The sequence below is a fragment of the Pseudomonas lundensis genome (assembly GCF_001042985.1).
GTDB classification, from domain to species: Bacteria; Pseudomonadota; Gammaproteobacteria; order Pseudomonadales; family Pseudomonadaceae; genus Aquipseudomonas; species Aquipseudomonas lundensis.
On the sequence record NZ_JYKY01000024.1, the window covers coordinates 1 to 20410 of the forward strand.

Here is a 20410-nt window from a genome sequence, read left to right on the forward strand (position 1 = left end):
TTCTACAGCAGCCTCTGTTGCTGTCAAGCGGTTATTTTAAGATGTTTTCAAAGTTTCCTCTGTAACATCAACCACTTGCGCTTTCGATCTCTCGTCAGCGGGAGGCGAATTCTACAGCGTTACACGCCGCTGTCAACACCTCATTTCCTGCTTCGATGATTTGAAGCTGACACTATCAAAACCGTATAACTCATTGAAACTCAAGGAGTTTTCCGTTTCGACTGCGCCGGAAGTGGGGCGAATTATAGGCCGCTGAAATTCTGAGTCAAGCCTCAATTTCACATTTCTGTCATAAACCTTCGAAAGCTTAAAACAAAGAAGCCAGCCTTGCGGCTGGCTTCTTGTTAAACAACAGATGCGTTAAAGACTCGGAAATGCAAACTGCGACGCTTCATGGCTGGCCCGTTGCGGCCAACGCTGGGTAATTGCCTTGCGACGCGTGTAAAAACGCACACCATCCGGGCCATAGGCATGCAGATCGCCAAACAATGAACGCTTCCAGCCGCCAAAGCTGTGATAAGCCACCGGCACAGGCAGCGGTACGTTAACCCCCACCATGCCGACTTCGATCTCATCACAGAACAAACGCGCAGCCTCGCCATCACGCGTGAAGATGCATGTGCCGTTGCCGTACTCATGATCGTTGATCAGTTGCATCGCCGCTTCCAGGCTATTCACACGCACGATGCACAGAACCGGTCCGAAGATCTCTTCCTTATAGATGCGCATCTCTGGTGTAACGCGATCAAACAGGCATCCACCCAAGAAGAACCCGTCTTCATGGTCCTTGACGCTCAAACCACGCCCATCAACGACCAACTGCGCGCCCGCCGCTACACCGTCCGCCACATAGCCACTGACCTTATCCCGCGCCTGGCCGGAGACCAAAGGCCCCATGTCCAGACCGCATGAAGTCCCCGCGCCAATTTTCAACGCCTCGATTTGCGGCACCAGCTTGGCAACCAAGGCATCCGCCACCTGGTCCCCAACGCACACGGCTACCGAAATCGCCATGCAGCGCTCACCACACGAGCCATAAGCAGCGCCCATCAAGGCACTCACGGCATTATCCAGATCGGCATCAGGCATCAATACCGCATGGTTCTTCGCGCCACCCAACGCCTGAACACGTTTACCGCGCCTGGTGCCTTCGGCAAAGATGTATTCGGCAATCGGCGTGGAGCCGACAAAACTCAAGGCTTTCACCTCTGGTGCTTCAATCAGGGCGTCTACGGCTGTCTTGTCGCCATGCACCACACTCAAGACCCCTTTAGGCAGGCCCGCTTCCTGAAGCAACTGCGCAATCAACAAGGTCGAACTCGGGTCACGCTCCGACGGTTTCAGAATGAAGCAGTTACCGCACACAATCGCCAACGGGTACATCCACAACGGAACCATGGCCGGGAAGTTGAAAGGCGTAATCCCCGCCACAACCCCGATCGGTTGAAAGTCCGACCATGCATCAATATTCGGTCCTACGTTACGGCTGTACTCGCCTTTCAGAATCTCCGGTGCGGAACACGCGTATTCGACGTTCTCGATCCCGCGCTTGAGCTCACCCGCCGCATCTTCGAGCGTCTTGCCATGCTCTTCGCTGATCAACTGCGAAATCCGGGCTTCATTCTGTTCCAGCAACTGCTTGAAACGGAACATCACTTGAGCACGTTTGGCTGGAGGCGTATTACGCCAGGCCGGGAAGGCAGCCTTGGCCGTGTCGATTGCCTGTTGAATCGTCTCGCGACTGGCCAACGGCACTTGATGAATCACCTTGCCCGTCGACGGGTTGTACACATCGGCGGTACGGCCAGAATCATTAACCAGCTCACCATTGATCAAATGTTGAATCGTGCTCATTGCCACTCCAAAACAGGTTTGCTGACGCGAACACTACGCGCCAGTCGAAAATCCAAAAAAGCCTTTTCTATATAGAAGGGGTCAGTCGATCTGATTCAGCGCTTCACCCACCGCATCGAATAAACGATCCAGATCCTGAGGCTTGCTGTTGAAGGTTGGACCAAACTGCAACGTGTCACCGCCAAAGCGGACGTAGAAGCCGGCTTTCCACAGTTTCATGGCGGCGTCGAAAGGACGCACAATCGCATCGCCATCACGCGGTGCAATCTGGATCGCACCAGCCAGACCGTAGTTACGGATATCGATCACATTCTTCACGCCTTTCAAGCCGTGCAATGCTTGCTCGAAATGCGGTGCCACCTGCGCGACGCTCTGGACAAGGTTCTCTTTTTGCAGCAAATCCAGCGCGGCCAGGCCCGCGGCACACGCGACCGGATGCGCGGAGTAGGTATAGCCGTGTGGGAATTCCACCGCATATTCAGGCGTCGGCTGATTCATGAATGTCTGATAAATCTCGGTAGAGGCAACTACAGCCCCCATCGGGATCGCACCGTTAGTGACCTGCTTGGCGATGCACATCAGGTCCGGCGTCACACCGAAGCTGTCAGCACCGAACATGGAGCCTGTGCGACCAAACCCGGTAATAACCTCATCGAATACCAGCAGGATGTTGTGCTGATCGCAGATTTCACGCAGACGTTTCAGATAGCCCTGAGGCGGCACCAGCACACCGGCAGACCCAGCCATCGGCTCGACAAACACGGCGGCGATATTCGAAGCATCATGCAGTTCGATCAACTTGAGCAGTTCATCCGCCAGCGCAATACCGCCCAACTCAGGCATACCGCGTGAAAAGGCATTGCTCGCCAGCAAGGTGTGCGGAAGATGATCGACATCCGCCATTGCCTGACCAAAGAGCTTACGGTTGCCGCTCACGCCACCCAGGCTGGTGCCCGCAATGTTCACACCGTGATAGCCGCGCGCCCGGCCAATCATTTTAGTCTTGGTCGATTGGCCTTTCAGCCGCCAGTACGCACGCACCATTTTCACGGCCGTGTCCGCGCATTCAGAACCCGAGTCCGTGAAGAACACATGGTTCAAGTTGCCCGGCGTTAGCTCGGTGATTTTCTCAGCCAGCTGAAACGACAAGGGATGGCCATATTGAAACGCCGGCGAATAATCCAGCGTGCCGAGTTGCTTGGCCACGGCTTCCTGAATTTCCGTGCGCGTATGCCCTGCACCACATGTCCACAGGCCGGACAACGAGTCGTAAATTTGTCGACCTTTGTCGTCGGTCAGATAACTGCCCTTGGCGCCGATGATAAAACGCGGATCCCGATGAAAGTTGCGGTTGGCGGTGTAAGGCATCCAGTGCGCATCCAGCTTGAGCTGGCTGGCTACGTTTAACTCGGCGTTTTCAGGCATGTTCATCAGCAAAACCTCGCAAGACAGAGTGCAGTGTCGGGTCGAAATCGTTGTTGCAGCTAAATTGCCACGCCTATAAAGTCGGTGAAATCCAACTCTTCTAACCTTCAGTTAGGCATTTACTAAACTATGAGCAGCCGTCGTTCCGATACCTTGGCGCAAGTCAGCGACTTCGATATTCGCTTGTTGCGCATCTTTCGCAGTGTCGTAGAGTGCGGCGGCTTCTCTGCGGCAGAAACAGTGCTTGGCATTGGCCGGTCAGCAATCAGCCAACAAATGAGCGATCTTGAGCAGCGACTGGGCTTGCGCCTGTGCCAGCGCGGGCGTGCTGGTTTTTCCCTGACGGAAGAAGGTCGCGAGGTCTACCAATCAGCACTCCAATTACTCGGCGCACTTGAGAGTTTTCGCACAGAGGTAAACGGCCTGCATCAACACTTGCGCGGTGAGCTGACCATCGGCCTTACCGACAACCTCGTCACCCTCCCCCATATGCGTATCACCCACGCCTTGGCCCAACTCAAAGAGCGTGGGCCCGATGTGCAAATCCAGATCCGCATGATTTCGCCCAACGAGGTAGAACAGGGCGTGCTGGACGGCCGTCTGCACGTCGGCGTTGTACCCCAGGCCAGTGCGTTATCCGGTCTGGAATATCAGCCGCTGTATAGCGAGCGGTCGCTGCTTTACTGTGCCGTCGGCCACCCGCTGTTTTATGTCGATGACCACCAGTTGCAAGACGAACGCCTCAACGATCAGGACGCCATTGCACCGACGTTTCGTCTGCCCTCAGAGATTCAGGCGCATTATCAGGCGCTCAAGTGCACCGCCAGTGCATCGGACCGTGAAGGCATGGCGTTCCTGATTCTGACCGGCCGCTACATAGGCTACCTGCCGGACCATTACGCCAGTTTGTGGGTACAACAAGGTCGTCTGCGGGCGCTCAAACCTGATACCCGTTTTTATGACTTGAGCCTGGCCTCGGTCACACGCAAAGGCCGCCGCCCCCATCTGGTTCTTGAAAGTTTCCTTGAGAGCCTCGAATCGACACGCTAACGTTCGTCCCCCTCGTCAGCCCCGCCGCGAAGCCTGCATGCCTCGCGCCCAGCCCGGAATCGATATGCCTTCAACCCTGACCGGTCCATGCGAGTACCGCGAAGAAATCCGCAAGAGCCGCTTCATCACCCATGCGGCGCCCATCACCAGCGCTCAACAGGCACAGGACTTTATCGCGCTGCACAGCGACCTTAACGCGTCCCACAACTGCTGGGCCTGGAAGCTGGGCGATCAGTACCGCAGCAGCGATGACGGCGAACCCGGCGGCACGGCCGGACGCCCCATTCTGTCCGCCATCGAAGCGCAGGATTGCGATCAAGTCGTGGTCCTGGTGATCCGCTGGTATGGCGGCATTCAACTGGGCACGGGCGGTTTGGCACGCGCTTACGGGGGTGGCGCCAACAAATGCCTGCAAGCGGCCGATAAGTCACCGCTTATCACGCGAGTCGCGCTGGAATGCGCGTGCAGCTTCAGCGAATTGGCGCTGGTCAAACTGCGCCTGTCTGAACTCAACGGCGTGCTCAGCAATGAAACCTTCACCGCTAACGGGGTGGAGCTAGTCCTGGAAGTCAGTGAAGCGCAGATTCCTGACTTGCGACAGCAACTGGCCGACCTCAGCCGTGGCCGCATTGTGCTGACCCGCCAGTCGATCAATAGTGAAGAGTGACCCACTTTATCCCCCGTCAAACAGTTGCCCACAACCACTGTGCACCCGACTGTGGATAACCTGAGCACACTCCTCTACAGCCCTTGACTGGCGTGACCTGCGCCGCTTTGTACGTTTTTTGATCGACTGCGCCTTCAAAGGGTAGAAACCTCAATGCAAACAGCGCGTTACTCTGATTTATAGCCCTTCGAACCATCCCTGCGCGCGCTTATACCCAGGTGCACAGGTTGCGCACAGTTCCTGTGGAGCAACCTGTGGATAAGCCGTGCAAACCCAACGGGAGCGCACATTCTGTAACGGCTGCTTATGGCTGTACGTTTTTTAACCAACTTGCATGGGTGGGCAGTCGACGCCTGAAGGAGTAAAACCGTGTGCGGTGAACCTCATTTACCCTGTATAGGACGCGACTCATGACAGCAAAAAACGCACTTATCATTGGCGCCTCACGTGGACTGGGTCTGGGCCTGGTCGAGCAACTCATCAACGATGGCTGGAACGTCACCGCCACCGTGCGTAACCCTGGCAACGTTGAGAAGCTTAAAGCGTTGGGCAACGTCAACATCGAACAGCTGGATCTGGACAACGTTGAAGCTATCGGGAACCTGAGCCAAAAGCTGAACACTCACGTATTTGACCTGGTGTTTGTGAACGCGGGGATCAAGGGGCCGGACGATCAAACGTCAGGGCGCGCCAGTCTGTCCGACATCGGTCAATTGTTCCTGACCAACAGCGTAGCGCCGATCACCCTGGCGCAAGCCTTTGTCAGCAAAATCCGTAAAGGCAGTGGGGTGCTGGCGTTTATGAGTTCCGGTCTGGGCAGTGTTGCATCGCCAGACGCGCCTGAACTAGCGCTCTACAAAGCCAGCAAAGCCGCACTCAACTCCATGACCAATACCTTCATCAGTCAACTGGGCGAGGACCGGCCTACTGTTCTGACCCTGCACCCCGGCTGGGTCAAAACCGACATGGGCGGCGAAGGTGCCGATATCGACGTTGAAACCAGCACCCGTGGGCTGGTTGAGCAAGTGAAGGCCTATGCAGGCAAAGGGGGCCATTACTTCATCGACTATAAAGGCCAGACGATTCCCTGGTAGGCGACCGATCGGGCGGCGCCTGCACGCCGCCCTTTACGTCAAAGCCCCAGCAGCGACAGCATGATGAAGGTCGCAAACAGCACAAAGTGCGTCATGCCTTCGATCGCATTGGTCTCGCCGTCATTCAAGTTGATGGCACTCACCACCAACGTAATCAACACCATCACCGTCTGCACGGGCGTCATGGCCATCTGGAACGGCTGACCGGTATACAGCGCCATGGCCTCCATGACCGGCACGGTCAAGATAACGGTGGACAGCGAAGCCCCGAGTGCCACATTCACCACCGACTGCATGCGATTGGCCAAGGCGGCACGCAGCGCAGTCAAGATTTCCGGAGCCGCCGAGATCGCGGCCACCACAATCGCAGTCATGACAGGCGGTGCGCCCGTCCCTTCCAACCCCAGATCGAGGGCCTTGGACATCACCTCGGCGAGCGCGCCAATCACGATAATGCCAAACACCAACACGCCGACTGACAGTTTCAGGTTGCTCGCTTCCCCTTCCGGGGCACGTTTACGGCCCTTTTTCTCGGGGTAGCTGTAACTGAAAAAGTAACTGTGCGGCCCGACCTGCATGCGCAAAAACAGCGTGTACAGCAACACCATCGCGCCAATGGTGAACGCCGAGTAAATTTTCCAGTCTGCCTTGGGGATAAATTCCGGCACCACCATCGACACGCCCATGGCCGTCAGAATCATCACACTGTAGGTGCGCGCCGAATCGTCGTTGTAGGACTGCTCGCCGTGCTTGATCCCGCCCATCAGCGCTGCCAGGCCGAGAATCCCGTTGATATCCAGCATCACCGCTGAATAAATCGTATCCCGCACCAACGTTGGAGACGCCTCATTACTCATCATGATCGCGAGGATGACGACCTCAACCAAAACGGCTGACAGCGTCAAAATCATTGTTCCGTAAGGATCACCGAACTTTTCAGCCAACACTTCGGCGTGATGAGCCACACGCATGGACGCGCACACAATCGCTGCAATCAGGACGCCACCCGCCACCAGCGCTGTCACTTGCCCGTTATGCAGCAGCCAGGGCTCCAGCGGGAAGGCCACACACGCCATGACAATCGCCAGCAGCAGGAGTTTTTCATCTTTTAATAAAGTCAGCATCGCGAGCCTTTTACCTGTGAACCAATACACGTCGTTGGGTTACAGACTGCCGCAACTCACTAACGTTTCGTTACATATTAGTTCACTGAACGCACCACTTCGCCCCTGCGCACCCCGCCAATGGCCGCGGCCCGGCAAATAGCTTGGTCGGGTTTTACCAAATATGTCGGCCCGGGCCTGTAGAATGCCGCCATCTGCACCTGATTTGATGAGAAAAACTTCTATGTACGACTGGCTCAACGCCCTGCCAAAAGCGGAACTGCACCTGCACCTTGAAGGTTCTCTGGAACCTGAACTGCTGTTCGCTCTGGCTGAACGCAACAAGATCGCCCTGCCGTGGAACGACGTCGAAACCCTGCGCAAAGCGTACGCTTTCAACAACCTGCAAGAGTTTCTGGACCTGTATTACCGGGGCGCGGACGTATTGCGCACCTCGCAAGACTTCTACGACCTGACCTGGGCGTACCTGTTGCGCTGCAAAGAGCAGAACGTCATTCACACTGAACCGTTCTTCGACCCGCAAACCCACACCGACCGCGGCGTCCCGTTCGAGGTCGTGCTTAACGGCATCGCCGCTGCACTCAAGGACGGCGAACAGCAACTGGGCATCACCAGCGGTTTGATTCTCAGCTTCCTGCGCCACTTGAGCGAAGAAGAAGCCGAAAAGACCCTCGATCAAGCGTTGCCGTTCCGCGATGCCTTTATCGCCGTGGGCCTGGACAGCTCGGAAATGGGCCACCCGCCCAGCAAGTTTGTGCGCGTCTTTGATCGCGCCCGCGACGAAGGCTTCCTGACCGTAGCCCACGCTGGCGAAGAGGGTCCGCCGGAATACATCTGGCAAGCCCTGGACCTGCTGAAAATTCAGCGGATCGACCATGGCGTGCGTGCCATTGAAGATGAACGCTTGATGCAGCGCATTATCGAGGAGCAAATTCCGCTCACCGTGTGCCCGCTGTCTAACACCAAACTGTGCGTGTTCGATCACATGTCGCAACACAACATCCTCGACATGCTGGAGCGTGGCGTGAACGTCACGGTGAACTCCGATGACCCGGCGTACTTCGGCGGGTACATGACTGAGAACTTCCACGCCTTGCACACCCACTTGGGCATGACCGAAGACCAGGCCAAGCGTCTGGCGCAAAACGGCCTGGATGCCCGTTTGATCAAGCCGTAAAGCGTGTGCGTAATCGCTGCCGTGACCTGCGGCGGCGATTACCGGCGCAGCGCCCGTTCAGCACAGCGCTCGCTGAGCATGTCACGTAACAATTTCACCGGTTTGCTCAACTGCGCCCGGTGGGCGCACAACATGTTCAACGGCGCCCGTTCCCCCACCCGCTCGGGCATCAGCACCTTTAACCTTCCCGCCTGCACATCCGCAGACACGTCCAGCCAGGACTTATAAGCAATGCCCGCCCCGGCCAGCGCCCACAAACGCACCACATCAGCGTCATCGCTGAAACGGTCGCCGCTCACCGTCAGCCCGGTCTCACGCTTGCCGTCATCAAATCGCCAATGGTCGTGCACCCGCGTGCCGAGCATGTACAGCAAGCAATTGTGTTGCAGCAATTGTTCGAGCTGATGCGGCTCGCCAGCCCGCGCCAGATAGGCGGGTGACGCACACAGCACCCGACGATTGTCCGCCGCCACCGGCAAGGCGACCAAACTGGAGTCTTCCGGCTCGCCATAGCGCAAGGCGATGTCCACCGGCTGGCGAAACAGATCAGCAATACGGTCCCCCAGCAGCAGCCTCACCGTCAGTTGCGGATGCTCACGCTGAAACTCATCAAGCCAGGGCAGCAAGACATTTCGCCCGAAGTCTGAAGGCGCCGAGAGTTGCAGCACCCCACTGACCTGATCCTGCCCACGGGACAAAAGCCGCCGCCCTTCCTCCAGGCTGCCCAATGCCTTGCGCGCATAGTCCAGAAACCCCTGCCCCTCGGCCGTCAAACGCAGGCTGCGGGTTGAGCGTGCCAGCAGGCGCGCACCTAACTGAGCCTCCAGGCGCTTGAGGGCGGCGCTCGCCACCGCAGGTGACATGTCCATGACCCGGGCCGCGGCTGACAGGCTGCCCAGATCAGCAGCGCGGACAAATACTTGCAGGTCGTCAAAGCGCACCATGCTGAAAACACCGCCTATTATCAAAAAAATATTGAAAGAGCCTGCCGTTTTAGCCGGTTTTACTACGCCAGGAAATAGCGAATCATCGCCCCACGCTGTCCCTCTCTACAGGATGCCCCCATGAAAGCTGTCGGTTATTACCATTCGCTGCCCATTCAAGACCCGCAAGCCCTGCAAGATATTGAACTGCCTGAACCTGTCGCCGGGCCGCGGGACCTGCTGGTGGAGGTCAAGGCTATCTCCGTGAACCCGGTCGACACCAAGGTGCGGCAAAACACACAGCCCGACGCGGGCACAGCCAAGGTACTGGGGTGGGACGTGGCGGGGGTGGTCAAGGCCGTGGGCAGTGACGTCAGTTTGTTCAAGGTGGGCGACAAGGTGTTTTATGCCGGTTCTATTGCCCGCCCCGGTGCCAACAGTGAACGTCACGTGGTCGACGAACGCATCGTCGGTCACATGCCCAACAGCCTGAGCTTCGCCGACGCCGCGGCACTGCCTTTAACGGCCATCACCGCGTGGGAACTGTTGTTTGAACGCCTGGGCATCGCGCAAGGCAAGACTGACTTGCACCAACGTCTGTTGATCGTCGGTGCGGCGGGCGGCGTGGGGTCAATCCTGACACAACTGGCCCGTCAGCTTACCGGGCTCAAGGTCATCGGTAGCGCCTCGCGTCCAGAGACCCAGGCGTGGGTGCGCGAACTGGGCGCCGATGTGATCGTCGATCATCGCCAGCCCCTGAGCGAAGCCTTGAAGCAGGCAGGCATCGACGCCGTAACTCACGTCGCCAGCCTGACCCAGACCGATCAACACCTGGCGCAGTTGGTCGAGGCATTGGCACCCCAGGGCAAACTGGCCCTGATCGACGACCCCAAGACGCTGGACATTGCTCTGCTCAAACGCAAAAGCCTGTCACTGCATTGGGAGTTCATGTACACCCGGTCGCTGTTCGAAACCCCGGACATGATTGAACAGCATCACTTGCTGAACCGGGTCGCAGAACTGATAGACGCGGGCACCCTGCGCACCACCGTGGGCGAACATTTCGGCACCATCAACGCGTCTAACCTGCGCCGCGCCCACGCGCTGCTGGAAAGCGGAAAGTCCAAGGGCAAAATTGTGCTGGAAGGGTTTTGAGAAACGCCTGACGAGACTGATCCGGCCATTGTGTAACCGTCAGTCAGAGACTTGATGTCCGTCATATTTCTCAGCGTTATCGGGCATACACTGGCCTCCTTTGCGAACCTGAGGAGGCCAGAAATGAAAATCCTGATAAAAGCGTTAGCAAGATCCCGCGACTGCCAGTGGCAGGTTCAAATCGACCAGCAAGCCATCAACTTTCGCAGCGAATCGGAGGCCAGAGCCTTTGTGGACACGCTGCGCACACGCTTGCAAGCCCCGCACAGATTGCCTGAGCGAATGGCGGGCTGAATCAAATCGAGGTTTGAGCGGCAATCCGCGCGGTGTACAGCCGCCGGGTTGCCACCGCGATCGACACCGCCAAAATCCCGCACAAGCTGATGACCATGGCCATCGGCATGGCGCTGCCATCGTGCAATACCCCCACCAGCCACGCCGCCGCGGCCGCCACGCTGAACTGCAGACAGCCGAGCAACGCCGAGGCGCTACCCGCCCGTGCGCCCTGCCCGCTCATGGCGCAGGCCGAAGCATTGGGAATGATGCACCCCAGGCTGGCGATGCAAATAAACAGCGGGATCAACAGCGGCCACAGTTGTTCCGTGTGCAAGGCGCTGATGCCCAACAGCGTCAAACCGGCGGCCAGGTACAGCCACACCATGCGCGACAGCAAAAAGGCCGGGCCACGCTTGGCCAGTAACCGCGCGTTAACCTGAGCCACGAGAATGAAACCTGCCGCATTGCTGCCGAACAGCCAGCCGTAATGCTCGGCGGGGACGCCATACAACTGGATGAAGACAAACGGCGAACCCGCGATGTAGGCGAACATCCCGGCCATGGCGATCCCGCCGGTCAGCGCATGCCCCAGGTATTCACGATCCTTGAGCAAGCGGCCGTACTGGCGCAACGCACCGGACAACGGTTGACGTGGCACATTGGCCGGTAAACTTTCCGGCAAGCCCAGCGCCACGGCCAACGCCGCCAGGGCGCTGAAGCACGTCAGGACAATGAAAATCGCCTGCCAGCCGTACAGATTGACCAGCAGGCCACCGAGCATCGGGGCCAGGATGGGCGCCAGCCCCATGACCAGCATCAGTTGCGAAAACACCTTGGCCGAGCCCACGGCATCGCACTTGTCACTGACAATCGCCCGCGACAGCACCATCCCCGCACAACCGCCGAGGGCTTGAACGAAACGCGCCCCGATTAGCCAGTCAAGCGAGGGCGCAAAGGCACAGGCAAACGACGCCGCCGTGAACAACCCGACGCCCACCAACAAAGGCACGCGCCGACCGAAGCGGTCAGCAATGGGACCGTAGACCAACTGACCGATCGACAGGCCCAGAAAGTAAACCGCCAGCGTAAGTTGAATGTGTTTTTCATCGGTCGCAAATGCCTGGGCCATCGCCGGGAAACCCGGCAAGTAAAAATCGATGGCCAAGGGACCGAAGGCGCTCAAAGCTCCGAGAATCAAAATGGTTCTAAAGTTCATCAGGGATCCAGGTCGGACGAGTGTCAGCGCGACCCGGTAGTCTAGCTGTGCTGACGGATCTTGAACATAAAGATAGCGAGCTAGCTAATAAACCCCTGATGAGGCACAACCCGACAATGCGTTAATGGGCCGTACGCGCGTCAAAACCCGCCGTGGTAATGACATCGATGATTTCCAGTGCAGGCAATTTGCTTTCCACTTTCACGGTTTTGCTCTGCAAGTCCACTTCAACTTTTGCGTCTTCGTCTGCCTTTATGAGCGCCCGAGTTACCGAGCCCACGCATCCGCCACAGGTCATACCGTCAACTTTAAAAACGTGCATTGTGTTCACTCCTTGGTTAGTGAGGTTCAGAGTGTCCACCTTGCCATCATGGCAAGGTCAAGCCCGGGTGCAGTGACACGAGGCTGGCAATCTGTTTCGCGCTCGGCCAAGCTGCAAACCTTCCGATTTAAAAACAGGATACGTAGCCATGCGCTGGTCCGCTTTGAGCCTAGTCAGCCTTTTAGGTCTTGCCAGCTTGCCGTTGTGGGCAAACGCTGATCAGGACTACGGCGTGTTGATCATTTCCCGCGAGCGCCTTGAGGTGCCCACCAATTGCGAAATCGGTCTTTATGTAGACGATCAACTGGCTGGCCGCTTGTTCCAGGAACAAGCCACGTCCTTTAACTTCCCGCCCGGCCCGATCAGCATTCGCCTCAAGTCGTTGCCGGGCCAAGCCCCGGGTTGTCTGCCGGGCATGCTGGCCCCGCCGTCTCAAACCCTCACCTTGAAAGCGGGCGATGTACGCAAATATCGCATTGCCCTGCAAAAAGGCGGCCTCTACCTCAAGCCCGCCAAGCTCGAATATTAAGCACCGTCAAGAAGACGGCCGTCACGGTTGACAAGCGCCTTGACCTTCCCACCGGGTCAAGGTCGATTCTATGGATAGATAACTTCTTGAGGAGGATTGTTCGTGCCCATTCAATACGACTTGCCGATCGCCGGCATGACCTGCGCCAGTTGCGCCGGCCGCGTAGAAAAAGCGCTGGCCAAGGTGCCCGGTGTGACATCGGTCAGTGTCAATCTGGCCACTGAACAGGCGCGTATCGAAGCGCCTGCCGACAGCCTGCCGTTGTTGCTTGACGCGGTCGCCCAGGCCGGTTACAGCGTGCCCAGCCAGACCGTAGAGCTGAACATCGGCGGCATGACCTGCGCCTCCTGTGCAGGTCGGGTCGAGAAAGCCCTGGCCAAAGTTCCCGGCGTGACAAACGCCACCGTCAACCTGGCCAGTGAGCGGGCGCACATCGAATCGCTGGGACCTATCGACCCCGCCCGCCTGATCGAGGCGGTGACCAAGGCGGGCTACAGCGCCCAACTCACAGAAAATGTCCACGCCACCCAAGACGATCAACACAAACGCCTGCGCCGTGAGCGTTGGTCGCTGGTGGCGGCCATCGTTTTGGCATTGCCGCTGGTCCTGCCGATGCTGGTCGAGCCGTTCGGCCTGCACTGGATGCTGCCCGCCTGGGCGCAATTTCTGCTGGCCACTCCGGTGCAGTTCATCCTCGGCGCACGGTTTTACGTGGCGGCCTGGAAAGCCGTCAAAGCCGGTGCAGGCAATATGGACTTGCTCGTCGCACTTGGCACCAGTGCCGGTTACGGCCTCAGCCTGTATGAATGGGCCATCGCCGCCCCCGGCACCATGCCCCACCTGTACTTCGAAGCCTCGGCCGTGGTGATCGCGCTGGTGCTGTTGGGTAAATACCTTGAGAGCCGCGCCAAACGCCAGACCGCCAGCGCCATCCGGGCACTTGAAGCCTTGCGCCCCGAACGCGCCCTGCGGGTGGTCGATGGGCAGGAACAGGACGTGGCCATCAGCGACCTGCGCCTCAACGACCTAGTACTGGTCAAACCCGGCGAACGCTTCCCGGTAGACGGCGAAGTGGTCGAGGGTCAAAGCCATGCCGACGAGGCCCTGATCAGCGGCGAAAGCCTGCCGGTGCCAAAACAGCCTGGGGATAACGTCACGGGTGGCGCCATCAACGGCGAAGGTCGTCTGGTGATCAAAACCCTGGCGCTGGGCACTGAAACCGTACTGGCGCGCATTATTCGCCTGGTGGAAGACGCACAGGCGGGCAAGGCGCCGATTCAAAAGCTTGTGGATAAAGTCAGCCAGATTTTCGTCCCCGTGGTGCTGCTGATTGCGCTGGCGACGTTACTGGGCTGGTGGTTCTACGGCGCGCCGATTGAAACCGCGCTCATCAACGCTGTCGCCGTGCTGGTCATCGCGTGCCCCTGCGCGCTCGGCCTCGCCACCCCGACGGCGATCATGGCCGGAACCGGTGTGGCTGCCCGGCATGGCATTTTGATCAAAGACGCCGAAGCCCTTGAACGCGCCCATGAAGTCAGCGCCGTGGTCTTCGACAAAACCGGCACGCTGACCTCCGGCACCCCGCAAATTGCCCATTTCAGTGCCGTCTCGGGGGACGAAGCGCAATTGCTGCAAGCCGCCGGGGCACTGCAACGCGGCAGCGAGCATCCCTTGGCCAAAGCCGTACTCGATGCCTGCGCAGCGCGTCAGTTGACCGTGCCCGATGTCACGGACAGCCAGTCGCTGACGGGCCGAGGGATTGCGGGCACCTTGCTGGACCGTCGTCTGGCGCTGGGTAACCGTCGCCTGCTGGAAGAAACCGGGCTCACCCCCGGCCCGCTGGCCGACTCCGCCGCGGCCTGGGAAGCCGAAGGCCGCACCTTGTCGTGGCTGATCGAGCAAAGCCCACAGCCCAAAGTGCTGGGCCTGTTCGCCTTTGGCGACACCTTGAAGCCGGGGGCTCTGTCCGCCGTGCAGCAGCTCACCGGGCGCCATATCAGCAGCCACTTGCTGACTGGCGACAACAAAGGCAGTGCCAAGGTGGTGGCCGAAGCGTTGGGTATTCAGGATGTTCACGCCGAGGTGCTGCCCGCCGACAAAGCCGCCACGGTGGCCGAGTTGAAAAAAACCGGGGTGGTCGCCATGGTAGGCGACGGCATCAATGACGCCCCGGCGCTCGCGGCGGCCGACATCGGCATTGCCATGGGCGGCGGCACAGACGTGGCCATGCATGCGGCCGGTATCACCCTGATGCGCGGCGACCCGCGTCTGGTGCCTGCCGCGCTGGAAATCAGCCGCAAGACCTACGCCAAAATCCGCCAAAACCTGTTTTGGGCGTTTATCTACAACGTGATCGGGATTCCGCTGGCGGCCTTCGGCTTTTTGAACCCGGTATTGGCCGGGGCCGCGATGGCCTTTTCCAGCGTGAGCGTGGTCAGCAATGCACTGTTGCTGAAGTTCTGGAAACCCAAGGACCTTGAGTGAGGAGGCAGTCGTCATGAACATCGGTCAAGCCGCGAAGCACAGTGGACTGAGCGCCAAGATGATTCGTTATTACGAGTCCATCGGCCTGCTCAAGCCTGCCCATCGCAGTGACAGCGGCTACCGGCTGTACAGCGACGACGACCTGCACACCCTGGCCTTCATCAAGCGTTCGCGGGACTTGGGGTTTTCTCTGGACGAAGTCGGCAAACTGCTGGCGCTCTGGCAAGACCGCCAGCGCGCCAGCAGCGACGTGAAAGCGCTGGCGCGCCAGCATATCGATGAGCTGAACCAAAAAATCGTTGAACTGACCAGCCTGCGCGACACCCTGCAAGAGCTGGTCGATACGTGCCAGGGTGACCACCGTCCTGACTGCCCGATCCTCAAGGGCCTGGCGTCGGGCAGTTGCTGCGCCTGAGCCAGGCGTTTCGTCAAAGGCTCATCATGAGCACTTTGGCGAACATCAGCACACTCACCAACGCGCACAACACGGCAAACCCCTGCTGCAATAACTGCGCGGAGACCTTGGGCGAAATCACCCGGCCCGCGATCATCCCCACCAGTGTGGCGACAATAAACAGCACACCCTCGGTGGACAGGCTCACGCCCTGACGCATCAAATTGCCCAACGTGCCGAGTGACACCAACGCCACCACCATCAGCGAGGTGGACACCACGGCGTGAATGCGCACATCGCTGAACTTGCGAAACGCCGGCACGATCAAGAACCCGCCGCCCACACTCAACAACCCGGTGAGCAAGCCTGACGTGGCGCCAATCGACACCAGCGTGAGGCTGCACCGTGCATTCCAGGTCAGGCGGCCGGTGGCTGGGTTGAGCATGCAGTTTTTTTCCAGAACCCCTTCGCTGGCCCCTTCACGGCCATCGGCCCGTGCCTGGAGAAACATGCGCACGGCCACAAAAATCATCACGCAGCCAAACAGCAACACCAGCACCCTGGCGGGCAACAGCGCGGCCAGATACAACCCCACCGGCGAGGTGATCGAACCCACCAACGCCATCAGCGCGGCGGCCTTGTAGCGCACCAGGCCTTTGCGCAAGCCGTCGAGCGCACCCAACGCCGCCGCTGTGCCCACCGCCAGCAACGCCACCGGCGTGGCCTGCGCCAGCGTCCACCCCAAACCGAGGGTCAACGCCGGAATCGCCAAAATGCCACCCCCGGCACCGGTCAACCCCAGCACCACGCCCACCAAAACGCCCAACAGAATGGTCAACATAGGCCGGTCAGTTTCCCGAGCAGTCGGTGAACCACTCGCGCCCCTTGAGCATGCCTTGCCAGTAGAACCACGGCAGGAAAGACGCCTTGAGGAACCACGCTGACTGACGCGCGACAGTCGGGTCCAGCGGGAACGTTGGCAGCAATTTGCCGCCATAGCCGAACTCGGCCAGGATCACTTTGCCGTTCTCGACGGTCAGCGGGCACGAACCGTAGCCGTCATAGCGTTTGCTCAGCGCAGCGCCCTTGCGCAGGGCGATCAGGTTTTCAGCCACCACCACGACTTGCTTGCGCACCGCTGCGGCCGTTTTGGCATTCGGCGTGCCGCACACATCGCCCAGGGCAAAAATCTCCGGATGGCGCGGGTGCTGCAAGGTGGCCGGGTCGGTTTCAAACCAACCGGCACTGTCCGCCAACGGGCTGCGACGGATCACATCCGGCGCCTGTTGCGGCGGCACGACATGCAACATGTCGAATGTTTTCTGCTGACGGCTCACATTGCCGTCAGCGTCCGTCACATCAAACCAGGCCGTTTTGCCAGGGCCGTCGACCTTCACCAGCGTGGACTGAAACACCAGTGTGGCGTTGTACGCTTCAACGTATTTCATCAAGGGCGGCACAAAGGCCGGGACACCGAACAACGCCGCGCCCGACAGGTTGAACTCGACCGCTACCGCGTCCAGCACCCCCTGTTTACGCCAGTGGTCACAGGCCAGGTACATGGCTTTTTGCGGCGCGCCTGCGCACTTGATCGGCATGGGCGGCTGGGTAAACAGCGCCGTACCGCCGCGCAACGTGCGCACCAGCTCCCAGGTATAGGGCGCGAGGTCATAGCGGTAGTTGGAGGTCACGCCATGCTGGCCCAGCGTCTCTTCCAGGCCCTCGATTTTCTCCCAGGCCAGTTCCAACCCCGGGCAGACGATCAATTGCTGATAGGTCAACTCCTTGCCATCACTGAGCAGCACCACATTGCGCTCGGGGGCAAAGGCAGACAGCGACGCCTTGACCCAGGTGGCGCCCTTGGGCATCACGTCAGCCGTGGCACGCACGGTGTTTTTCACGTCATAGGCGCCGCCACCCACCAACGTCCACGCGGGTTGGTAGTAATGCTCGGCGCTGGGTTCAACCACGGCAATGCGTAACGCCGCATCCCGCTTGAGCAGGCTCGCGCACACCGAGATCCCGGCCGAGCCGCCGCCGATCACGACGATGTCATACGGTGCCGCTTCGCGAGTGCCACGGGTGGCCAGTTCATACAATTTGGAGGAGCGATTGCCGGTGCGGCAAAACGCCAGAATCGGCGTCGGCAGTTGCGCCAGTACGGTGCGCATCTGTTCGGCGTCCTGCGCCGTCGCCCCGGTGGTGGCCACAGGCACATACGCAAAACTCAACCCCAGGGCCTGCGCGGCGTCGCGGAGCGCGGTGTGCTCGGGTTGTTCGGGGCCGCCTTCATGATCGGGCCGGTTGCAGATCACACTGCGAAACCCCTGCCCCGCTAACGTTTGGAGATCAGACTGACCGATTTGACCCGCCACCGAAAAGCACGCGTCGATTCGCTTGATGTTTTGCTCCATTGAGCACTCCAGGCACAACTGAAAATGAATGGATCGGGTCCCGCTGCGCGTTACTGCTTCAACGCTTGACCACAGTACAAACCGGACAGGGTTTGCATGACCGAGACCACTTCGAAACTGGCGAGGGAATAGAAGATGAACTTGCCCATGCGCCGGGTATTGACCAACCCTTCATCGCGCAGCACACCCAACTGTTGAGACAGCGTGGGCTGACGAATACCGGTCAGCGCCTCAAGCTCGCCCACGTTGCGCTCGCCCTGGGTCAACTGACATAACAGCAACAGGCGATCTTCGTTGGCCAGCGCCTTGAGCAGCAGGCAGGCTTTGGACGCCGAATCGCGCAGCAGACCGATTTGGTGATGGGTGAGCTGTACAGACATTGAAAAAACCCCTGCCGACATAACGGTCGACAGTTTACGATTCAATAATATATCTTTCAATATATTAAGAATTGTATCGACTGATGTGAGGCCGCCATGCACCCCGAAATACAGGGCTTTTACGATCCCGCTACCTCCACCGTCAGCTACGTGGTGTACGCCGCCACGGCGGGCGCCTGCGCGATCATCGACCCGGTGCTCGATTACGATGCCGCCGCCGGGCGCATCAGCACCCAGAGTGCGGACCGGATCGCCGCCTTTGTCGAGTCCCGTGGCCTGACGGTGCACTGGCTGCTGGAAACCCATGCCCACGCCGATCACTTGTCGGCCAGTGCCTACCTGAAGAAAACACTCGGCGGCCAAATTGGCATTGGAGCGCCCATCACCCAGGTGCAGGGTGTGTTCCGCGACCTCTACAACCTTGAGCCTGAGTTCCGGCAGGACGGATCACAATTCGACAAATTGTTTACCCCTGACGAGGTGTTTCACATAGGGCCGCTGCACGTGCGCGCCTTGCATGTGCCCGGCCACACCCCGGCGGACATGGCGTACCAGATCGAAGACAGCCACATTTTTGTCGGTGACACCCTGTTCATGCCCGATGTCGGCACGGCCCGCTGCGACTTCCCGGGGGGCGACGCGAGGCAACTGTATCAGTCCATAAAACGCCTGCTGTCTATGCCGCCGACCACCCGGTTATACATGTGCCATGACTACCCGCCCGAAGGCCGCGACGTGGCCTGGACAACCACCGTGGGTGAACAGCGGGCGCGCAACATCCACGTGAATGACACCCTCGACCTTGAAAGTTTTGTGGCGATGCGCACCGCCCGTGACGCAACCTTGTCGGTGCCGCAACTCTTGATTCCGGCGATCCAGATCAATATTCGCGCGGGCAACCTGCCGCCTGCCGACGACAAAGGCATACACAGCCTGAAAGTCCCGCTGAACCGGTTTTAAGCCAGCGGGGGGAACAACGCCCACAAAAAAACCGGCCGCAGCCGGTTTTTTTGCTTCATCGAATCACTGCATCCACGGTGGAGGCGGCTCTTCGGTTTTGCCCGGGGGAGCCTCATCGGCAGCCCGTACGGCCTGACGGCGTTCTTCATCCAGCCGCGCCGCTTCGATCTCGCGCATCACTCCGCCGACATCGGCCAGCTCGTCCGGCTCATCAAACTCACCCGTCAACACGCTGCCAGGGTGCAACGTGCCCGCTTCATACAGCGCCCACATTTCCTTGGCGTATCGGGTCGTCTTCAACTCCGGCGCAAACCGGCCGAAGTACGACGCCATGTTGCCCACGTCACGTTCCAGCATGCTGAACGCGTGGTTGTTGCCGGCGGCATCGACCGCTTGCGGCAGGTCGATAATCACCGGGCCGGTCGGGGTCAGCAGCACGTTGAACTCGGACAAGTCACCGTGAACCAGACCGGTACACAGCATCAGCACAATCTGCTGAATCAAAAACGCGTGGTATTCACGGGCCTGGTCCGGCTCCAGCACCACGTCGTTCAGACGCGGAGCCGCGTCGCCGTATTCGTCGGCCACCAGTTCCATCAACAGCACGCCTTCCAGGAAGTCGAACGGTTTGGGAACCCGCACCCCGGCGCCAGCCAGACGGAACAGCGCAGCCACTTCGGCGTTTTGCCAGGCGTCTTCGGTCTCTTTACGACCGAACTTCGAGCCTTTGGCCATCGCTCGGGCCTGACGGCTGTTACGAACCTTGCGACCCTCCTGATATTCGGCGGCCTGGCGAAAACTTCGTTTGTTAGCCTCCTTGTAAACCTTGGCGCATCGCAGCTCATTGCCGCAGCGGACTACGTACACAGCTGCTTCTTTACCACTCATAAGTGGGCGCAGCACCTCGTCGACCAGACCGTCCTCGATCAGGGGTTCTAAGCGTTTTGGAGTCTTCATCAGCTTTTA

20 protein-coding genes are annotated in these 20410 nt (G+C 59.3%); 10 read left to right on the plus strand and 10 right to left on the minus strand.

Annotated features, from left to right (window positions below):
- Window positions 1-360 precede the first annotated feature (360 nt).
- Window positions 361-1854 carry a CoA-acylating methylmalonate-semialdehyde dehydrogenase gene (locus TU74_RS17495; RefSeq protein ID WP_048377184.1) on the minus strand — a complete coding sequence of 498 codons (1494 nt, stop codon included), beginning with the start codon at window positions 1852-1854 and terminating at the stop codon, window positions 361-363.
- An 81-nt stretch (window positions 1855-1935) separates the two neighbouring features.
- A complete protein-coding gene (gene aptA, locus TU74_RS17500; protein ID WP_047273266.1) occupies window positions 1936-3285 on the minus strand; it encodes an omega-aminotransferase AptA in 1350 nt (449 codons plus the stop codon).
- A 123-nt stretch (window positions 3286-3408) separates the two neighbouring features.
- On the opposite strand from aptA, the gene TU74_RS17505 reads away from it, so the two are divergent.
- From TU74_RS17505 to TU74_RS17515, 3 genes are all read left to right on the plus strand, one after another.
- A complete protein-coding gene (locus TU74_RS17505; RefSeq protein ID WP_048377185.1) occupies window positions 3409-4329 on the plus strand; it encodes a LysR family transcriptional regulator in 921 nt (306 codons plus the stop codon).
- A gap of 64 nt (window positions 4330-4393) precedes the next feature.
- The gene (locus TU74_RS17510; protein WP_047273264.1) at window positions 4394-4996 is read left to right on the plus strand and encodes an IMPACT family protein; all 603 of its coding nucleotides are present in this window, start codon (window positions 4394-4396) and stop codon (window positions 4994-4996) included.
- A 410-nt stretch (window positions 4997-5406) separates the two neighbouring features.
- Window positions 5407-6090, plus strand: coding sequence for an SDR family oxidoreductase (locus TU74_RS17515; protein ID WP_047275253.1), 684 nt, complete (start codon window positions 5407-5409; stop codon window positions 6088-6090).
- 38 nt (window positions 6091-6128) lie between these two features.
- Here the strand turns inward: TU74_RS17515 and TU74_RS17520 are convergent, their stop codons facing one another.
- Entirely contained in the window at window positions 6129-7214 is a 1086-nt protein-coding gene (locus tag TU74_RS17520) for a calcium:cation antiporter (protein WP_047273262.1), read from the minus strand.
- Between the two features lie 223 nt (window positions 7215-7437).
- On the opposite strand from TU74_RS17520, the gene TU74_RS17525 reads away from it, so the two are divergent.
- On the plus strand, window positions 7438-8391 hold the full coding sequence (locus TU74_RS17525) for an adenosine deaminase (RefSeq protein ID WP_047273261.1): 954 nt from the start codon (window positions 7438-7440) through the stop codon (window positions 8389-8391).
- A 38-nt stretch (window positions 8392-8429) separates the two neighbouring features.
- On the opposite strand, the gene TU74_RS17530 is transcribed toward TU74_RS17525, so the two are convergent.
- Window positions 8430-9335: a LysR family transcriptional regulator gene (locus tag TU74_RS17530; protein WP_047275247.1), complete on the minus strand. Its 906-nt coding sequence runs from the start codon at window positions 9333-9335 to the stop codon at window positions 8430-8432.
- 120 nt (window positions 9336-9455) lie between these two features.
- Between TU74_RS17530 and TU74_RS17535 the strand changes: the two genes are divergently transcribed.
- Both TU74_RS17535 and TU74_RS24500 read left to right on the plus strand, forming a co-directional pair.
- Window positions 9456-10469: a zinc-binding alcohol dehydrogenase family protein gene (locus tag TU74_RS17535; RefSeq protein ID WP_047273259.1), complete on the plus strand. Its 1014-nt coding sequence runs from the start codon at window positions 9456-9458 to the stop codon at window positions 10467-10469.
- A gap of 123 nt (window positions 10470-10592) precedes the next feature.
- Window positions 10593-10763, plus strand: coding sequence for a hypothetical protein (locus TU74_RS24500; RefSeq protein WP_162841622.1), 171 nt, complete (start codon window positions 10593-10595; stop codon window positions 10761-10763).
- A 1-nt stretch (window position 10764) separates the two neighbouring features.
- Here TU74_RS24500 and TU74_RS17540 read toward each other — a convergent pair whose 3' ends face one another.
- Together TU74_RS17540 and TU74_RS17545 are read right to left on the minus strand one after the other, a co-directional pair.
- Entirely contained in the window at window positions 10765-11961 is a 1197-nt protein-coding gene (locus TU74_RS17540) for a multidrug effflux MFS transporter (RefSeq protein WP_047273258.1), read from the minus strand.
- A 121-nt stretch (window positions 11962-12082) separates the two neighbouring features.
- Window positions 12083-12283, minus strand: a complete 201-nt coding sequence (locus tag TU74_RS17545; protein WP_047273257.1) for a heavy-metal-associated domain-containing protein — start codon at window positions 12281-12283, stop codon at window positions 12083-12085.
- A 148-nt stretch (window positions 12284-12431) separates the two neighbouring features.
- On the opposite strand from TU74_RS17545, the gene TU74_RS17550 reads away from it, so the two are divergent.
- From TU74_RS17550 to cueR, 3 genes are all read left to right on the plus strand, one after another.
- Entirely contained in the window at window positions 12432-12812 is a 381-nt protein-coding gene (locus TU74_RS17550) for a hypothetical protein (RefSeq protein ID WP_047273256.1), read from the plus strand.
- 96 nt (window positions 12813-12908) lie between these two features.
- Complete coding sequence (locus TU74_RS17555; RefSeq protein ID WP_262502249.1) at window positions 12909-15296, plus strand: heavy metal translocating P-type ATPase; 2388 nt, start codon at window positions 12909-12911, stop codon at window positions 15294-15296.
- Window positions 15297-15309: 13 nt separating this feature from the next.
- Window positions 15310-15711 carry a Cu(I)-responsive transcriptional regulator gene (gene cueR, locus TU74_RS17560; protein ID WP_047273255.1) on the plus strand — a complete coding sequence of 134 codons (402 nt, stop codon included), beginning with the start codon at window positions 15310-15312 and terminating at the stop codon, window positions 15709-15711.
- A 13-nt stretch (window positions 15712-15724) separates the two neighbouring features.
- On the opposite strand, the gene TU74_RS17565 is transcribed toward cueR, so the two are convergent.
- Genes TU74_RS17565 through TU74_RS17575 form a run of 3 tightly spaced genes read right to left on the minus strand, consistent with a single transcriptional unit; the run spans window position 15725 to window position 18484 of the window.
- The gene (locus TU74_RS17565; protein ID WP_047273254.1) at window positions 15725-16531 is read right to left on the minus strand and encodes a sulfite exporter TauE/SafE family protein; all 807 of its coding nucleotides are present in this window, start codon (window positions 16529-16531) and stop codon (window positions 15725-15727) included.
- 7 nt (window positions 16532-16538) lie between these two features.
- Window positions 16539-18104 carry a bifunctional protein tyrosine phosphatase family protein/NAD(P)/FAD-dependent oxidoreductase gene (locus tag TU74_RS17570; RefSeq protein ID WP_080960165.1) on the minus strand — a complete coding sequence of 522 codons (1566 nt, stop codon included), beginning with the start codon at window positions 18102-18104 and terminating at the stop codon, window positions 16539-16541.
- Between the two features lie 50 nt (window positions 18105-18154).
- Window positions 18155-18484, minus strand: a complete 330-nt coding sequence (locus TU74_RS17575; protein WP_047273253.1) for an ArsR/SmtB family transcription factor — start codon at window positions 18482-18484, stop codon at window positions 18155-18157.
- A 96-nt stretch (window positions 18485-18580) separates the two neighbouring features.
- Here TU74_RS17575 and TU74_RS17580 point away from each other — a divergent pair, with 96 nt between their 5' ends.
- On the plus strand, window positions 18581-19444 hold the full coding sequence (locus TU74_RS17580) for an MBL fold metallo-hydrolase (RefSeq protein WP_047273252.1): 864 nt from the start codon (window positions 18581-18583) through the stop codon (window positions 19442-19444).
- A gap of 63 nt (window positions 19445-19507) precedes the next feature.
- Here TU74_RS17580 and TU74_RS17585 read toward each other — a convergent pair whose 3' ends face one another.
- Window positions 19508-20401 carry a PA4780 family RIO1-like protein kinase gene (locus TU74_RS17585; RefSeq protein ID WP_047273251.1) on the minus strand — a complete coding sequence of 298 codons (894 nt, stop codon included), beginning with the start codon at window positions 20399-20401 and terminating at the stop codon, window positions 19508-19510.
- Window positions 20402-20410: the final 9 nt, after the last annotated feature.

Coding starts and splice junctions, on each gene's coding strand:
- TU74_RS17495 (WP_048377184.1), bottom strand. CDS start 1,854: ATGAGCACGATTCAACATTTGATCAATGGTGAGCTGGTTAATGATTCT.
- TU74_RS17580 (WP_047273252.1), top strand. CDS start 18,581: ATGCACCCCGAAATACAGGGCTTTTACGATCCCGCTACCTCCACCGTC.
- aptA (WP_047273266.1), bottom strand. CDS start 3,285: ATGAACATGCCTGAAAACGCCGAGTTAAACGTAGCCAGCCAGCTCAAG.
- TU74_RS17520 (WP_047273262.1), bottom strand. CDS start 7,214: ATGCTGACTTTATTAAAAGATGAAAAACTCCTGCTGCTGGCGATTGTC.
- TU74_RS17540 (WP_047273258.1), bottom strand. CDS start 11,961: ATGAACTTTAGAACCATTTTGATTCTCGGAGCTTTGAGCGCCTTCGGT.
- TU74_RS17585 (WP_047273251.1), bottom strand. CDS start 20,401: ATGAAGACTCCAAAACGCTTAGAACCCCTGATCGAGGACGGTCTGGTC.
- TU74_RS17535 (WP_047273259.1), top strand. CDS start 9,456: ATGAAAGCTGTCGGTTATTACCATTCGCTGCCCATTCAAGACCCGCAA.
- TU74_RS17510 (WP_047273264.1), top strand. CDS start 4,394: ATGCCTTCAACCCTGACCGGTCCATGCGAGTACCGCGAAGAAATCCGC.
- TU74_RS24500 (WP_162841622.1), top strand. CDS start 10,593: ATGAAAATCCTGATAAAAGCGTTAGCAAGATCCCGCGACTGCCAGTGG.
- TU74_RS17550 (WP_047273256.1), top strand. CDS start 12,432: ATGCGCTGGTCCGCTTTGAGCCTAGTCAGCCTTTTAGGTCTTGCCAGC.
- cueR (WP_047273255.1), top strand. CDS start 15,310: ATGAACATCGGTCAAGCCGCGAAGCACAGTGGACTGAGCGCCAAGATG.
- TU74_RS17545 (WP_047273257.1), bottom strand. CDS start 12,283: ATGCACGTTTTTAAAGTTGACGGTATGACCTGTGGCGGATGCGTGGGC.
- TU74_RS17530 (WP_047275247.1), bottom strand. CDS start 9,335: ATGGTGCGCTTTGACGACCTGCAAGTATTTGTCCGCGCTGCTGATCTG.
- TU74_RS17570 (WP_080960165.1), bottom strand. CDS start 18,104: ATGGAGCAAAACATCAAGCGAATCGACGCGTGCTTTTCGGTGGCGGGT.
- TU74_RS17525 (WP_047273261.1), top strand. CDS start 7,438: ATGTACGACTGGCTCAACGCCCTGCCAAAAGCGGAACTGCACCTGCAC.
- TU74_RS17575 (WP_047273253.1), bottom strand. CDS start 18,484: ATGTCTGTACAGCTCACCCATCACCAAATCGGTCTGCTGCGCGATTCG.
- TU74_RS17505 (WP_048377185.1), top strand. CDS start 3,409: ATGAGCAGCCGTCGTTCCGATACCTTGGCGCAAGTCAGCGACTTCGAT.
- TU74_RS17565 (WP_047273254.1), bottom strand. CDS start 16,531: ATGTTGACCATTCTGTTGGGCGTTTTGGTGGGCGTGGTGCTGGGGTTG.
- TU74_RS17515 (WP_047275253.1), top strand. CDS start 5,407: ATGACAGCAAAAAACGCACTTATCATTGGCGCCTCACGTGGACTGGGT.